The sequence below is a fragment of the Thermodesulfobium narugense DSM 14796 genome, from assembly GCF_000212395.1.
GTDB lineage: Bacteria > Thermodesulfobiota > Thermodesulfobiia > Thermodesulfobiales > Thermodesulfobiaceae > Thermodesulfobium > Thermodesulfobium narugense.
This window is the reverse complement of record NC_015499.1, coordinates 49,777-65,359: the sequence shown is the minus strand read 5'-3', so window position 1 is coordinate 65,359 and position 15,583 is coordinate 49,777. Positions and strand designations below refer to the sequence as shown.

The 15,583-nt window shown below is 34.9% G+C and carries 18 protein-coding genes; 2 read left to right on the top strand and 16 right to left on the bottom strand.

The annotated features are described in order from the left end of the window. Positions 1-14: 14 nt before the first annotated feature. Positions 15-725: an MgtC/SapB family protein gene (locus tag THENA_RS09470; protein WP_013755450.1), complete on the top strand. Its 711-nt coding sequence runs from the start codon at positions 15-17 to the stop codon at positions 723-725. Here the strand turns inward: THENA_RS09470 and THENA_RS00340 are convergent. After that, positions 715-1,608, bottom strand: coding sequence for a sulfite exporter TauE/SafE family protein (locus THENA_RS00340; protein ID WP_013755449.1), 894 nt, complete (start codon positions 1,606-1,608; stop codon positions 715-717). The two genes, THENA_RS09470 and THENA_RS00340, sit on opposite strands and share 11 nt — an antisense overlap. Before the next feature lie 99 nt (positions 1,609-1,707). On the opposite strand from THENA_RS00340, the gene THENA_RS00335 reads away from it, so the two are divergent. Next, positions 1,708-2,889 carry an SAM-dependent methyltransferase gene (locus THENA_RS00335; RefSeq protein ID WP_013755448.1) on the top strand — a complete coding sequence of 394 codons (1,182 nt, stop codon included), beginning with the start codon at positions 1,708-1,710 and terminating at the stop codon, positions 2,887-2,889. Positions 2,890-2,907: 18 nt separating this feature from the next. Here the strand turns inward: THENA_RS00335 and THENA_RS00330 are convergent, their stop codons facing one another. The 15 genes from THENA_RS00330 to THENA_RS00260 form a co-directional block, all read right to left on the bottom strand. Then, a complete protein-coding gene (locus THENA_RS00330) occupies positions 2,908-3,279 on the bottom strand; it encodes a hypothetical protein (RefSeq protein ID WP_154645282.1) in 372 nt (123 codons plus the stop codon). A gap of 128 nt (positions 3,280-3,407) precedes the next feature. Continuing rightward, positions 3,408-3,932 carry a KdsC family phosphatase gene (locus THENA_RS00325; protein ID WP_013755446.1) on the bottom strand — a complete coding sequence of 175 codons (525 nt, stop codon included), beginning with the start codon at positions 3,930-3,932 and terminating at the stop codon, positions 3,408-3,410. Positions 3,933-3,998: 66 nt separating this feature from the next. Continuing rightward, entirely contained in the window at positions 3,999-4,970 is a 972-nt protein-coding gene (locus THENA_RS00320) for a KpsF/GutQ family sugar-phosphate isomerase (RefSeq protein ID WP_013755445.1), read from the bottom strand. A gap of 30 nt (positions 4,971-5,000) precedes the next feature. Beyond that, positions 5,001-5,819, bottom strand: a complete 819-nt coding sequence (gene kdsA, locus THENA_RS00315) for a 3-deoxy-8-phosphooctulonate synthase (RefSeq protein ID WP_013755444.1) — start codon at positions 5,817-5,819, stop codon at positions 5,001-5,003. After that, positions 5,803-6,588, bottom strand: coding sequence for an acyl-ACP--UDP-N-acetylglucosamine O-acyltransferase (gene lpxA / locus THENA_RS00310; RefSeq protein ID WP_013755443.1), 786 nt, complete (start codon positions 6,586-6,588; stop codon positions 5,803-5,805). The genes kdsA and lpxA overlap by 17 nt, the downstream gene beginning before the upstream one ends. 1 nt (position 6,589) lies before the next feature. After that, positions 6,590-7,015, bottom strand: a complete 426-nt coding sequence (gene fabZ / locus THENA_RS00305) for a 3-hydroxyacyl-ACP dehydratase FabZ (protein ID WP_013755442.1) — start codon at positions 7,013-7,015, stop codon at positions 6,590-6,592. Positions 7,016-7,051: 36 nt separating this feature from the next. Continuing rightward, a complete protein-coding gene (locus tag THENA_RS00300) occupies positions 7,052-7,846 on the bottom strand; it encodes a UDP-3-O-acyl-N-acetylglucosamine deacetylase (RefSeq protein WP_083816078.1) in 795 nt (264 codons plus the stop codon). After that, the gene (locus THENA_RS00295) at positions 7,834-8,298 is read right to left on the bottom strand and encodes a hypothetical protein (protein WP_013755440.1); all 465 of its coding nucleotides are present in this window, start codon (positions 8,296-8,298) and stop codon (positions 7,834-7,836) included. The genes THENA_RS00300 and THENA_RS00295 overlap by 13 nt, the downstream gene beginning before the upstream one ends. Positions 8,299-8,344: 46 nt before the next feature. Continuing rightward, the gene (gene lpxD / locus THENA_RS00290) at positions 8,345-9,385 is read right to left on the bottom strand and encodes a UDP-3-O-(3-hydroxymyristoyl)glucosamine N-acyltransferase (RefSeq protein WP_013755439.1); all 1,041 of its coding nucleotides are present in this window, start codon (positions 9,383-9,385) and stop codon (positions 8,345-8,347) included. Next, complete coding sequence (locus tag THENA_RS00285) at positions 9,375-9,851, bottom strand: OmpH family outer membrane protein (protein ID WP_013755438.1); 477 nt, start codon at positions 9,849-9,851, stop codon at positions 9,375-9,377. Before THENA_RS00285 ends, lpxD begins: the two co-directional genes overlap by 11 nt. Before the next feature lie 57 nt (positions 9,852-9,908). Then, the gene (locus THENA_RS00280; RefSeq protein ID WP_013755437.1) at positions 9,909-11,630 is read right to left on the bottom strand and encodes a BamA/OMP85 family outer membrane protein; all 1,722 of its coding nucleotides are present in this window, start codon (positions 11,628-11,630) and stop codon (positions 9,909-9,911) included. Between the two features lie 46 nt (positions 11,631-11,676). Further along, entirely contained in the window at positions 11,677-12,510 is an 834-nt protein-coding gene (gene rfbD / locus THENA_RS00275; protein ID WP_013755436.1) for a dTDP-4-dehydrorhamnose reductase, read from the bottom strand. After that, on the bottom strand, positions 12,511-13,593 hold the full coding sequence (locus THENA_RS00270) for a glucose-1-phosphate thymidylyltransferase (RefSeq protein WP_013755435.1): 1,083 nt from the start codon (positions 13,591-13,593) through the stop codon (positions 12,511-12,513). A 68-nt stretch (positions 13,594-13,661) separates the two neighbouring features. Then, on the bottom strand, positions 13,662-14,747 hold the full coding sequence (locus tag THENA_RS00265; protein WP_169309401.1) for an acyltransferase family protein: 1,086 nt from the start codon (positions 14,745-14,747) through the stop codon (positions 13,662-13,664). Between the two features lie 147 nt (positions 14,748-14,894). After that, a complete protein-coding gene (locus tag THENA_RS00260) occupies positions 14,895-15,533 on the bottom strand; it encodes a peroxiredoxin (RefSeq protein WP_013755433.1) in 639 nt (212 codons plus the stop codon). Between the last annotated feature and the right edge of the window lie 50 nt (positions 15,534-15,583).

The following is a 15,583-nucleotide window of genomic DNA, read 5'->3' as shown; positions in this document are numbered from 1 at the left end:
TTAAGATTTAAATTTTGGGAAAATTTAAGGGGGTTACCGGGTGCAAAGTTTTTTCTGAAATTATACTAAAATTAACTTTAGCTATTTTAGTAGGTGGTATATTTGGGATTGAAAGAGAACTAAGAGGCAGATCTGCGGGTATTAGAACGAATATCCTTGTCTGTCTCTCAGGGACTTTGGTTATGCTCTTGTCATCAGGTTACTTTACCAATACAAGTGACTTAGCAGTTAGAATTCAGCTAGATCCTGGTAGAATTGCCGCTGGAGCGGTAACAGGTATAGGATTTTTGGGAGCTGGTGTCATACTTAAAACAAAAGGCGAGGTTCAGGGGCTTACAACGGCTGCATTAATCTTCCTTAATATGATTTTAGGTCTTTGTATCGGTTCAGGATTATATCTATTGGCGATTTCTGGCACAGTATTTTCACTTATACCCTTAACCATACTCAGAAGGTTAAGCAGCCTAATAAAAAAGGAGATGAGAATACTAAACATTTCAATCAAGTCGTGTGACAAGGAAGAGGCACAAACAAAACTTTCTAGAATTCTTGCCAAAAATAAAGTTGTTGTACTCTCGCACGATATATCCTGTAATTTTGAAAAAGAAGAGCTTAAAGTTTCTCTTCTGATTGAAGCAGTTTCAGAAAAACCGTTTTTAAAGCTTTTTGAAGAACTTAGAGAAATAAAATTTATAAAAAGTCTTAGCATATCAGCTAAGGAGTGAAAAAGATTTTTAGCACAAAGTCAAAGATATATTTTGCAGCAAGAAACAATATTGAAACAGACAAAATTATTTTAATTATTGTTGATGGAAGATATTTTTGACATCTTGCGCCAAGATAAGTCCCCACTATCCCCCCTACTCCAAACAATATTCCTAAAAGGACATCAGGCTCAGATCCTGAGGTACCAAGAGGGTTAATTGCATAATAAAAAACTCCCAAAATTGAAGTTATCCAAGTAGCCAAAAGCGCTGGTCCAGCTACTATATAAACAGGCAATTTAAAAACAGCAACACAAAATGGAGCTATAATTGATCCCCCACCAATGCCGTATGCACCGCCAATAATTCCAACAAAAAAGGCCAGCAAAAAAACCCAAAAATTTGAAAAGCTATATCTTTTTTCTTGAAACTCAAAGTGTGATTCAAATATGTTTGAGTTTAGAATTTTAAGCTTGAAGTCCTTTAAGTACTCACCCCTTTTTGGTTTGGCTAAATCAAACAATAAACGAACCCCAATATAAAGTAATACTACTCCTACAAAAGCCTTGAAGAAAACAGGATTGTATAGATATTTTACTCTTATATAATATCCAATAAAAACACCCGGCAGCGTCCCAATTGTAAGAACTACAGCTAAAGGATAAAACATCCTACCTTCTTTAAAGTATCTATAAACTCCCCCAGGAATGGCAACTATATTATATATAAAATTAGTTCCCGATACTCCTGGAGAATTGTAGTTTAAAAAGCTGACTTGAAATGGCAAAATTAAAAATGCGCCTGAAATTCCGCCCATAGAGGTAAAAAACGAAATGACAAAGGCAATCACAGGAGGTACAAAGACATTCACATTAACTCCAGATACAGGAAAATAAACGTTCACGTTAGCTCCTTTATTAATTATTATATTTTGTTAATATTATAATAAAAAAAGAGGTATAATAATATTAAGGAATTCAGCTCACATTTTAGGAGGCCACCTATGAAAAAGGAGCTCTTAGATGTTTTTTTAAAAAAATTACAGGGGGGAATAAGGGTTGTATATTGGGACAATGAAGAAAGGATATATAACAATAACCCTAAAATAACTATAAGATTCTTAAAAGAGCCCCCTCTAGTTTCTTTAGACGACCCACTTTTGGCACTTGGCGATTTATATATCGAAGAGTATTTTGATATAGAAGGAACTATTGAGGACCTAATGGAACTAATGGAAACAAATAAAAATATACTCAGACCCCAGAAAAAAAATACATTTATGACCACACTTGGCGCAACCTTAGGAATGGGCAAATCAAAAGAGAGAGATATGAAAAATATTCAAAGCCACTACGATCTTGGAAATGACTTCTTTTCCCTGTGGCTTGATCCGTCCATGTGTTACTCATGTGCATATTTTAAAACTCCTACAGATTCTTTAGAACAAGCACAAAGAAATAAGATATCTCATTCGCTTAAAAAACTAAACCTGCAAAAGGGCGAAAAACTCCTAGATATAGGCTGCGGGTGGGGCGAACTCCTTTTTGAAGCAGCAACAAAATACAACGTTTATGCTACTGGCATAACTTTAAGTCAAGAACAATTTTATCATATAAAGGAACAAATAAAGCTAAGAGACCTTTCTGAGAATGTAGAAGTAAGACTAGAAAGCTATGAGGAGTTAAATCCCAGAAAAGACTCATTTGACAAGATTGTAAGCATAGGAATGTTTGAACATGTGGGGCAAAAGAGAATACCAGAATTTATGAAAAAGACTTCAAGCGTGTTAAAAAGATCAGGAATTTTTATGCTCCACACTATTACAGGATTAGAAGAAGGCGGCCAGCATTCATGGATGAACAAGCACATATTCCCAGGCGGCTACATACCAACAGTCAGAGAGATTGTAAACATCTTGCCCGATTATGACTTTAGAATTCTGCACGTAGAGAGCTTGAGAAGACATTACGCAAGGACTCTTGAATATTGGTCAAAAAATTACGATGCTCACAAAGATGAAATAGAAAAAAAGTTTGGTAGGACCTTTCTAAGGATGTGGGACATATACCTTAAAGGTTGTGCTGCATCGTTCAAGCTGGGTTTTATAGACATTCACCAGTTTACGCTTTCTTTAGGAATAAACAATGAGTACCCTGAAACTTTTGAATTTCTATACAAAGATTAGAGATTTTTAGATTTAAAATTATTTTAGGCTTCTAATTACCGCATCCTGTGCAACTAGTTTTTTGTTTGCAAAATCAATACTTGCACTTTTTGAACTCATTTGTTCATCCTTGCCCTTTAGACTAAAATCCACACAATTTAGCGTATCGTTATTCGTATCAAAATTTCCTGATCTAAAGTACATCTTATAGCCGTTAAAAGAAATAGTTCCCGATAAGATATTAATTATTTTTGTTCTTTTATCATAAACAGCCTTTTCTCCAGTAATAAAATATGACCCTTTCTTGTTATAGGTCATTTCAAAATCTTCGCCAACAATCTCATTTGGGGTGTCATAAACGTTTTTGGCCGTTATTTTAAAAGGCAATTGGATATCTTGGAAACTATTCATTGAATTTTCGATACTGTTTTTTGTTAGAATGCTACCCCTGTGTAAGATTAAAAAATTAGTAAATAGGGCTAAAGAGGCAAAAACTGCAAACGTTAACATTGTTATTAACAAAAGTTTTTTATACACTTTTAATAATCTTTAAAATAAAGTTTGATTCCTTGATCTAACTTATTTTGAACTCTAAGTATTTTCTCTATAAAGGACCTGGCTGCACCTTTGCCGCCAAAATCTTCAATAACCATGTCCACTCGCTCTTTTACGGCTTCAAGTGCATCGCCTGGACACGCGCTAACACCGCAAATTTCTAACACAGGAAGATCGTTATAGTCATCGCCCATATATGCAAGGTTCTCATAACTCATATTAAGTTCTCTTAAAATCTTATCAAATTCTAATATCTTGTCTTCACAACCCATTATCAGATAATCTACCTTTAACTCTCTTACCCTCTTTTCAAGAGACAAAGATTTTCTACCACTAATAAAGATAATTATGAATCCTAATTTTCTTGCCATTGTTATGCCAAGACCATCTTTGACGTTAAAAATCTTTATTTCGTCATCCGGCGTCAGCAATATGCTACCATCAGTTAGAACGCCGTCTACGTCAAAGCCAATTAGTTTTATATTCCTGATCCTATCGTCCAGGTTCACTCGTATAGCTCCTTTTTATTTATTTAAATATCAATTAATTAATAATTTTATCAAAAGTATAAATAACTACACTATTCCAGCTTTTAATATATCGTGCAAATGAATCATTCCCACTACTTTTAGTTTCTCGTCAACTACTGGCAACAGATTTATTTTTCTATCCTGTAAAATCTTTAGTGCCTCAGTAGCTAAGCGATTTTCGTAAATATAAATTGGATTTTTTGTCATTACTTCTTCTGCTCGTCTTTTCAAAAACATATCGTCAATTTCTATCTTCCTTCTAATGTCACCATCGGTTATAATACCCTTTAATATACCGTTTTTATCTACCACAGAAACTGCCCCAAGACCTTTTTTACTAATCTCAAAAAGAGCTTCTCTAACAATAGTTTCAAGAGAAACTACAGGATTTTCTTCGCCCTTGTGCATCAGGTCACACACCCTGGTTATCAAGCTCCTACCAAGCGCTCCTCCAGGATGAAATAGTGCAAAATCTTGAGGTCTGAAATTCCTTAATTTCAAAAGACAAATTGCAATAGCATCACCTAAAACAAGGGTTACCGTGGTAGAAGAAGTGGGAACAATATTATAAGGACATGCTTCCTTCTTTACGCCTATATCAAGAACAATATCTGCAAATGTAGACAAAGTCGAGGATAGATTTCCTGTCATAGCAATTACTTTAACTCCGATCCTTTTTAAAACGGGCAATATGGTAATAAGTTCTGTATTCTCCCCGCTATAAGATATTGCAATTACAAGGTCTTTACCTGTAACCATGCCCAGATCACCGTGAATGCCCTCAGCAGGGTGCAAAAATAATGATGGAGTACCTGTGCTTGAGAGAGTCGCTGCAATTTTTCTTCCAATGAGCCCAGATTTGCCCATTCCTGTAATTATTACTCTTCCCTCACAACCAAGAATAAGGTCAATAGCATCTAAAAAGGGTTTATCAATCTTATTACACAATTGCTCTACGCTTTCTCTCTCAATAAAACAAACTTCTTTAGCAAGGGATAAAATATCTTCTTTGTTCATAAGTGCCTCCAAAAGATTTAAAGGGTCAAACTATCTTATATAAGAATTTATAGCACTTTTAATAGCAATAAGACTCTTCAATAAGTCTTCAACCTCATTAACTGGCATTGAATTTGGCCCGTCACAAAGAGCACATTCAGGGCAGTCATGACATTCCATAAACACACCATCAGCACCAGCAGCTACAGCAGACCGAGCAAGAGTAGGAACAAATTGTTTTTCTCCTCCAGAAGAATCCCCTAAACCGCCAGGCAATTGAACGCTATGAGTTGCATCAAATATAACTGGTATATTAAATGACTTCATTATTTGAATTGACCTCATATCTACAACTAGATTATTATATCCAAAGGTGTATCCTCTTTCTGTGATACAAACTCTTTCTTCACCAGTAGATTTTACCTTTTCAATCATGGGACCAATAGAGTGAGGCGCAACAAATTGCCCCTTTTTAATATTTACAGGCCTTTTTGCCTTGCCAGCAGATACGAGAAGATCTGTTTGCCTGCATAAAAAAGCAGGCAATTGAATTAAATCGATAACTTTTGAGGCAAGAGTCACTTCTTCTACGCTGTGCACGTCGGTAGTTATCGGCAAACCTACTTCTTTTTTTACTCTCTCTAGAATTCTTAATCCCTCTTTAATTCCAGGACCTCTATAAGAAGATAAAGATGTTCTATTTGCCTTATCATAAGAGCTCTTAAATATTACCTGTATATTAAGTGATTTTGAAATTTCTTTAATAATGTTTGCCATTTTTATTACGTGTTCTTCGCTTTCAATAACACACGGACCCAATATAAAAAATAAATCTTTACCTCCAATTTCCACGTCATTTATCTTGAACACGCCTAAAACCCCTTTTACTTTTCATAATAAAATCAACAAAATCTTTATGTTCCTCATATTTTGAAAAGTCTCGCTTCAAAATGTCTATCAACTCTTCCTTTGAATGAACTTCTTCAACTATAATCTTATATATCTTTTTTATTGCGCTTATTTTTTCTTGAGAAAAATTATTTCTTCTTAAAGCTACCAGGTTTAATCCCTTTGGTCTTGCAGGATTCCCGTCATACATCACAAATGGAGGAATATCTTGCACAACCTTTGCAAGCCCTCCTACCATACACATCCTCCCAACCCTTACAAACTGATGAAAAGCCGAAGCGCCACCTAAAAATGCCTCCCTTTCCACAACTACATGACCTCCCAAAACCACATACGCAGCTAACGTGCAATTCTCATAAACCTTTGCATTATGACCAAGGTGGGTAAAACACATTAAATAAGAGTTTTCGCCAACGTACGTCTCTTCTCCTTCGCCCGTTGCCTTGTGTATAACTACATATTCTCTTATGGTAACGTTATCTGCAATCCTTACAAAACTTTTTTCCCCTTTAAAGTGAAAGTCCTGTGGATCTTGCCCTAGGCAAGATCCAGTAGATATATAGCAGTTTTTACCAATTCTAGTACCATTTTTAAGCAAGACGTTATTAGCTAAACGAGTGTTTTCTCCGATTACAACGTCATCATCAACAACACAAAAGGGGCCAATCTCAACGCCTTCGCCTACTATAGCTTTAGGTGATACTATTGAAGTAGGATGGACTTTAATCATATTATTTTGGAAGATAAAACATAAGATCTGCTTCGCAAACTAATTTATCGTCAACTTTAGCTGTGCAACTCATCTTACAAAATGGCAACTTTACCTTCGTTACCTTTGCTTCCATAATAAGCGTATCGCCTGGCCTTACTACCTTTCTGAATTTTGCCCTCTCGACAGAACTAAAAAACGCAATTGTTCCTTCCTTTTTCAAGGATACAAGGGACAAAAAGCCTGCAACCTGAGCCATTGCTTCAACCATAAGAACTCCTGGAAAAATAGGATCATTTGGGAAATGTCCTATTAAGTATGGATCGTTATTCGAAACGTTTTTTAATCCAACTGCTCTAACGTTTGGTTCTAATTCAAGAATTTTTTCAACCAAGAGCATTGGATATCTGTGTGGCAAAACCCTCATAATGTCATTTATATCGTACAAAAAAATACCTCCTTCATTACATCCGGTTAATTTATTTTATACAAATAAATTTATCATCTTGCTTACTTTTGCGTTTATTTTATGGCCAGGTTTAACGGCCACTATCTGTGCACGCGGCAAAAATCCGTTAAGATAAAGATCTCCAATAAAATCAAGTATTTTGTGTCTTTGCGCTTCCTTCAAACTTCTTATTTTCTTTAATGGTTTTCCTTTATTGTCAAATACAAGCACATTTTCAAAGTTTGCCCCAAGCGCTTTCCCTTTTGATTTCAACAATTCATAATCCGAGAGAAACCCAAAAGTTCTTGCGTTTAGAATAGATTCTCTCTTATCTCTTCCTAAAATAAATTCTTCACTAAGAAGGCCAAGACCTTTAGAGGTATAATCCAGATAAACTCTAATCTCAAACCTTTTGTGCGGAAACAAATAAACAAAAGATTCGTCTTCCATATAAAATATTGGCTTTTTAATTGATTTTAGGATATTTTTCTTATGCTTTTTCGAAAAAACATCAGATAGTACTTTATAAAATTTTATAGCGCTTCCGTCTAAAATGGGGACTTCTTCTCCCTCCACAATCTCAATTACTGCATCATTGACGCTTAACATTGCAAGCGCACACAAAAGGTGTTCTACAGTTGAGAGTCTTAGATAGTCATTTTCTAGAAGGGTTGCATTTTCAGAAGGCACTAGCATATCATGGAAATTCGAAAAAAACATATCGCCTTTTTTTATCCAAAGACCCCCATCTGATGGGTAAACCATAACCTTACAAAATTTTCCAGTATGAATTCCTATACCCTCAAAAGTTGCTTTATTTAATTTGGAGATTGTAGTTCAACCCCAAGTGCTTTTTCTAAAGAATTCGGTTCATCTTTCAAAGTTCCAGTTAATATTACCTTAACGCTATTGTCCGAATATTTTAGAACCTTAGTGTCAAGCGTTTCAATCCAAGCCTTTAGTTTGTTCATATTTTCGGGATTAGAAAGAAATTGCTTTAAACTTACTCCTCTGGAGTCTTTTAGCATCATTATTACAGAGATCATTCTTTCTTTTGCGTTTTTCATTGCCGCTTCATATGAGCTTTTAAACGGATCGGCACTGTTAAATCCTCCAACGCCAAAACCTATAGCAGTTATTTGATTTTTACCCCAATCAATTGAGGCATTTGGATATTCTTCCACAAGATTAGACGAAAAGGCATCTGTAGAAAAAGAAATTACAGACAACAAAATTAAAGCTGTGATAATAAGCAAATACTTTAAATTTGTTAATTCCTTCACCTTTCCTCCTAAAACACAAAATATTTTATACATTTACATAAATTAATTATACTTCTTCTGACTTATTATGGGACCTTAAGATCTCAATTTGTTCTTCCAGTTTCTTAATTCTTTTTTCAATTTCAGGAAGTCTTTCTATTAATATCCTCTCTTTAAAAAAATCTATATAAGGTCTTGCAGGATATCCCATAACAGTTGACCCATCAGGGACGTCTTTCATAAGGCCTGATTTTGCGAGAACTGTAGCGCCTTTTCCAATTGTCAGATGATCTTTTACCCCTACCTTACCAGCGAGAACAGCGTTTTCTTTAACGTGAACGGACCCAGAAAGACCAACCATAGAAACAAGAATTACGCTTTTTTCAAGAATACAGTTATGTGCAATTTGAACTAGATTGTCAACTTTTACATTGTCCTTTATAACAGTATCAACAAATGAACCCCTGTCTATAGTAGTGTTTGAACCTATATCTACTTCATTTCCTATTGAAACGCCGCCTATTTGAGGAATCCATGTATGATGACCACAAGAATCAGTAGCGTAACCAAAACCGTCGTTTCCTATAGTTGCGCCCGCCTGGATTACACAATTTTCACCAACTCTACACATCTCCCTGATGCATGCGAATGGAAATATCCTTGTACCTTTGCCAATATATGTATTTTTGCCAACATAAACAAACGCAACAAGCTCAACCCTATCCTCTATAACAGCTCCATCCTCTACAACACAATATGGTCCAACATATGCCTTATCAGAAATCTTAGCTCTTTCTGATATTACAGAAGTTCTGTGAATTAGAGGATCTCTAAAACTTCTTGGATAAAAGATATTAAGAACCTTTGACAACGCTAATTTTGGCGAATCAACTTCAATAGTAGGCCTGTTTGATTCAAAGCCTCTATAACAAAGAAAGGCACCCGCTTTCGAAAATCGGGATGCCTCAAAATTGGCTTTATCTAAAACAAAACTTAGATCTTTCTCACATGCTATGTTAAGGGGTTTTACGTCTGTAACTTCTAAATCTTCACCCCTTAATACTCCACCAACTTCTCTAGCTATCTCAGATAAAAGTTTATTGGCCATTCACCTTAGCTATTACCTGATCAGTAATATCTACGCCTCCCCACCAAACAATAGCATTATCCAAAACTATCGAAGCTCCAACTTGTTTTGCTACAGCGTCAATAGCGTTCTTAATCTTGGGGAGTACGGTCTGCAACTTTGCATCTATAGCAGCCCTTGCAGCCTCAACTTCTTTTTCTTTAGCAGCAAGCTCTTGATTGATCTGATCGTATAATTTTTTTAACTGCTCTTGAGATTCTCCTGAGGCCTGAGCCTGAGCAAACTCTTGCTGCTTTTGATTTCTTAATTGTTCAAACTGGATCTCGACTTGATTCTTCTGATCAATAAGAGGTTTTAGCTCGTTTACCCCAGCCTCAACTCTTACAAGATCAATATAGGCAATAACACTATCCTTTGCCATAGCCTTTGTCTGAAATGCAAACAACATCAAAACCAGACACGCAAGAAGCAAAACACCTTTTTTCAAATAAAACCCTCCTTTTAATTTCGACAAACTATTAACAAAAGACACTTAAATTAACCTCTAGAAAGGATTTCCCATCCCGAAATAGCCCTTAAAGTGATTAGAGGAATAAGCTCCATCAATACGGACTGGACCAAATGGAGTATTTAGCATTATACCCATCCCGACGCCTGCGTGAAGTTTAAAATTAGGCCAATCAGAATTGCCGCCCCAAGCATCTCCAATATCAGTAAAGAGAGCGCCTCTAGTCCCTCTTATGAATGGGAATCTGTATTCAAAGTTACCAATTGCAAAATATCTACCGTAATATTTATTATCCGTTATGCCTCTAACTGTTCCCTGGCCACCAACATAATATTGATAATACACTGGCATTATTTTTCCTGAGGGTACTATAGAAGTGCCGCCCATCAACCTGCCAGCAAAAACGTGCTCTTTTGATTTATCTAAAGGTATATAGTCTCTAAACTCTGCTATTACCTTTTCAAACGAATACAAGCTTGAACCTCCAAGAAAACCGTTAGTCTGCGAGATGCTTGCGCTTGCAAAGTATCCCTGACGAGGGTCTCTAGTTTGATCTCTAGTATCTCTTGATAGAGTATAGGTTAAAGATCTGTAAGAACCGTTTGGTCTATCATATTGGTCGTTTGGGTTAACAGTTCCAGTCGTAGAGAGGTGAACCCTTTCATACCCAGGAGTAATAGTTTGCCTGGTGTATTTGTCAAAAATTGGGAAACCAAATGACACGTTAAATCCTGCGGTCTTTTCGTCAGTAGTATAACCACCTATTAGCAGACCATAAGTTCTGTAGTTATACAAATTGGCAGCAAATGACATGTTGTGATCGTTGAAATTGGGATCATAAAAACTAATCGAATAGTAAGATTGCTTTGCTCCAAATTGTAGCCCTATAGACATAGTCTGAGCCCTGCCAAACATATTGTTATCAGACAAGCTTATCATCCCAATAGCGCTATATGCAGTACTATATCCTGCCCCAAAGGTAACAGAACCAGTTTTTTTCTCCTTTACATCTATATCTAAAAATATTTCGCCTGGCTTTGTTCCCGGCTCAAACATCACGCCTACGTCACTAAAGATGTTCATATCATAAAGTTTGTTTATATCAGCTTTAACCTTGTTGTAGTTAAATATGTCACCTGGTTTTACAGTTAGCTCCCTTCTAATGACGTGTTCTACTGTTCTGTGATTGCCAAGAATTTTAATTGCTTGAATTTTTCCTTCTGCTATGGTTACCAGCAAATATCCTGAAGGAGAAAGACTTGCATCCATTATTCTCGCTGCTGTATAGCCCTGGCTGGCATAATAATCTTCAACCCTTTTGAGAGCCTTATCCATTTCGTTATAGTTAAATATCTTGCCCGTAGGCATGTTCATTATGCTCAAAATTTTATCAGTAGGGATTACGCTGTTACCCTGTATAAGGATTCCTTCCAAAATTGGATTTTCTGTTACTTCGAAAATTAATTCTACTCCGTCTTCAAATGGTTTGGTCTTAGCTTTTACATCGCTAAAATAACCGAGCGCATATATAGACTTCAAGCTCTCCTGCACGTCGTTAGGAGTTATCATAGAACCTATTCTGAAAGGGACTGCAGACAAGATATCTTCAGTTGCAACGTGTTTATTACCCTCAACAGCAAAAGCAGTTACTTTCATATAACCACTCGGCAAAGTAGTTTCTGCTGCAAAGGAAACTGAACTAATACTTATTAACAAAAACAAAACAAAAATAGTGTTTATAAAAAAACGCCAGGGCATATTTTCTCCCCTCTCAATAAATTTGTAAACCAATAAAGTTATCATATCACAATTGTAAACTTGATAAAAGATAATTAATAGTAGAATCTTTCCAATCTTCGTCGCTATTAAGAGGAAAATTGTCCAAAACAGAGAAGGGTGGCCTTTTTGCAGGGGTCGTAAATTCATCTGAACTTACAGGAGTAATCTTTATGTCTATTTTCAAAAAGTCAAAGATAAATTTAGCCCATTCAAATCTTGAGCAATATCCAGAATTAGTAATATGATAGATACCATATGGCATATTTCTAATAGTATACATAGTCTTAGAAGCTAAATATCTTGCACTAGTCGGGCTAGAAAACTGATCGCATACAACTTTCAAGTTATCTTTGCCCTTTGACCATTCTATTAGCTTTCTTGGGAAAGAGTTTGGTCCGTCGCCAAAGACCCAACTGGTTCTAATAACATAATATTTTGAACACAAAGAAGAAATCTCTCTTTCTCCTGAAAGCTTTGATCTTCCATAAACCGAGATAGGATTTGGTTCATCATATATCAAATACGGTTTGCTTTTAACCCCGTCAAAAACGTAATCTGTACTGAAGTGAACAAGAATATAATTAAATTCATTTGAAAGGACAGCAAGATTTCTTGGGCCAAGCGCATTAACTCTGTAAGCTGCCTCCCAATTAGATTCGGCCTTATCAACAAGATTATACGCAGCACAATTTAGCACTACATCAGGCATAGATTTTTTTATTGCCTCTTTTAGTTCAAAAAAGTTAGTTATATCCAGCATATCTTTTGTAAAGGATACCAATTCAACATTAAAATTTGATGAGTTATTTATGAATTCCTTTGCTAATTGTCCATTTGAACCTAACAGGATTGCTTTCAATTAATATACCTCAACCTGAGCATCGTCGCCTATAAAAAATTTATACGCTTTAACTAGGCCCTGCTTTTTTATAATTTGTGCTCTTCTCCCTATCAAAGAAGCATCTATTCTGGCCACAGCAAAAATTCTACTTTCTTCAAGAATCACAGAGTGTTCGATCTCGCTTTTTGAGATATAACACCTGTCTCCGATACTAGTATATGGCCCAATAAATGAGTCAACTACAACAGCCCCCTCTCCAATAACAGCCGGCCCTCTTATTTCACTCCTTTCAATTTTTGCAGAACTGGCAACCTGCACTCTACCAATAATTTTAGAATCAACGACATCTCCAAGAATTTCTCTTTTTATTCTCTCATCCAAAACTACCCTATTTGCCTCTAAAATTTCATCCTTTTTTCCTGTGTCCAACCACCATCCTTCTAATATCTGAGCCTTTACAGAATTCTTTTTTGAAACCATCATATCTATTGCGTCTGTAATCTCAAGCTCGTTTCTCCAGGATGGCTTTATAATCTTTATAGCATCGTGAATCTTGTTTGAAAAAATGTATACTCCTACAAGAGCAAGATTGGATGGAGGGTTTTTTGGTTTTTCTATAAGCTTTTTTACATTACCTTCATCATCTAAGACAGCCACCCCAAATCTTGTAGGATCGTCAACTTCTTTTAGGAATATTAAAGCGTCAAGGTTTTCAGTAAAAAATCTATCTACATAAGAACTAATGCCATTTTCAATAAGATTATCGCCCAAAAACATTACAAAAGGACTATCTTTTAAAAAGTCTTGGGCAGTTTTTACCGCATGTGCCAAACCCAAAGGCTTTTCTTGTAAGATAAAATTAAAGCTTACCCTTTTATTTTCAAAAGTATATTCTGAAAGTACCTTTCTTACCTCTTCTCCTGTCTCAGGAGCTATTATAATACCAATGTCCTCTATACCGGCTTGCAATATGTCATCTATAACAAAATAAAGTATAGGTCTGTTAGCTACAGGTATTAGTTGTTTTGTAAAGGTATAGGTAAAGGGTCTAAGTCTTGTACCCTTACCCCCGCTCAATATTAAGGCTTTTGCTCTCTCCATATGAACCCCTTCAATTTTTTCTTACTATTATAAAGCACAATTATTAATTTTGTTTATTCTTAAGCATTTTAACTCTTAATCCCTTTCCCTAAAAAAATAGAAAAATATTTGTTAAGAAACCATATTATAAAAACAGATAGAATAAGTGAGATAGCTGTTAAGCTAAAGCCGCTAATACACTCTTCTATAAAAAAATTTTTTCTTGTTATAAATAGATCTGGAAAACCAAAGTGATAAAAAAGGATCTCATTAACTTTTTGAAAAAAATAAAATATTGCCTCATGAAGAGTAAATATGGTTAACGTATTTCTACCGAGATAAAGCATAAAATTATTGTTCTTTGTAATATTTGAAACGTAAAGCCAGAGAAAAATTCCGCTAAAAGTTACTATATAGCCAAAAAAATTAGAGAGAAATGAACCGTTAAAAATACCAAATTCATCAAATAACAAAAAAAGAGCAACATTTAACGTTAGAAGAAATAAAGGAAACAATAATTTTTTTATCCTCAAAAAACTATTTAACAGTTCATTAAGAAATTTAGAACTTTTGAAAAAATACCCCAAACCAAACCATATAAAGCCAGCAGTTATTCCCCAAAAGAATAAAATTGAATAGCTTCTAATAGCTTTCAACCATAAAACTTGAGTGTCTTCAAAAAGTTTGAGAGATGAGCTTATTGCTTCTACCTGTGATCCAACAAAAATACAAAAAATAAAAACTAAAAGAAATATGTATTTAGCTTTTGAAAATCTTAGAATAAAATCGTATAAAGTAGAGACAAAAAATAATGCAGGCAAAAACCAAAGAGGTGTTGTAAACTGATTTTCTTTCACTATTAAAAGATTGGTAAAATACGTAAGGAAATTTGGTCTGTGAGAGGATAGAATAACAATAGAATATATGTAAATAAGAATACCAAAAAAGAAATAGGGGATGATATATCTGTATATATTTCTTAAAAAGACCTGAGTTGGCGCCATTTTGAACTTTGGATTAAATACAAATCCTGCTATAAACCAAAAAAGAGCTAAATGAAACGAATAGGCATATTTAATTAAAATTTCAGGGGAAAAATAAGTAGTATGTCCAAATGCTATCCAAAAAATTCCATAAAATCTTGCTTTATCAACCCAATCAATTCTTTTCTGCATAAACAAATATATTAACATAAATAAAATTTATTAAATACTGCTTTTTAAAGTTTATAAATAAAAATTAACTTAAAAAAGGCAGCCACAAATTTTAACATTTTTGTGACTGCCAAAATAGATTAAATTAAATCCAAAAATTAAAAATTTTTACTTAATGCTCTTGTGACAAAACCACCAGTCAAAACAATCAGCTTGATTTGACCTTTCAGCAGCACCCTTTACGTCAGAAGGAGGAGGAATTATTACGTTAGAACCGATCATATCACTATTGGGCCAATTTGCAGGAATTGCAACTTTATTGTTGTCAGAAGTTTGCAGGGCTCTGACAGACCTTAGAATTTCATCAATATTCCTACCCAATTCCTGCGGATAATACAATATAAGCCTTAATATAGCTTTATCGTCAATTACAAATACAGCTCTGACTGTATTCGTTCCCTTTGCAGGTTGTATCATCCCAAAGGACTTTGCAATCTCGCCCATGTCATCTGCAATTATAGGAAACTCAATATTCACTCCAAGTTTTTCTTTAATCCATTCAACCCATTTGATGTGAGAAAATACTTGATCTATTGAAAGACCAATTAATTCTGTATTCAAAGCTTTAAACTCGTTTAATTTCTTTTGAAAAGCTACAAATTCAGTAGTGCATACTGGCGTAAAATCAGCTGGATGACTAAATAGAACAACCCACTTCCCTTTATAATCTTCAGGAAGGTTAATTAAGCCATGAGTAGTTTTAACCTTTCTGTTTTCAATCTTTTCTCCTAAAAGTGGAAAAGTCATAAAATTACCTCCTTTTAATAATAATAATTATTATTAATAATAATCTAAAT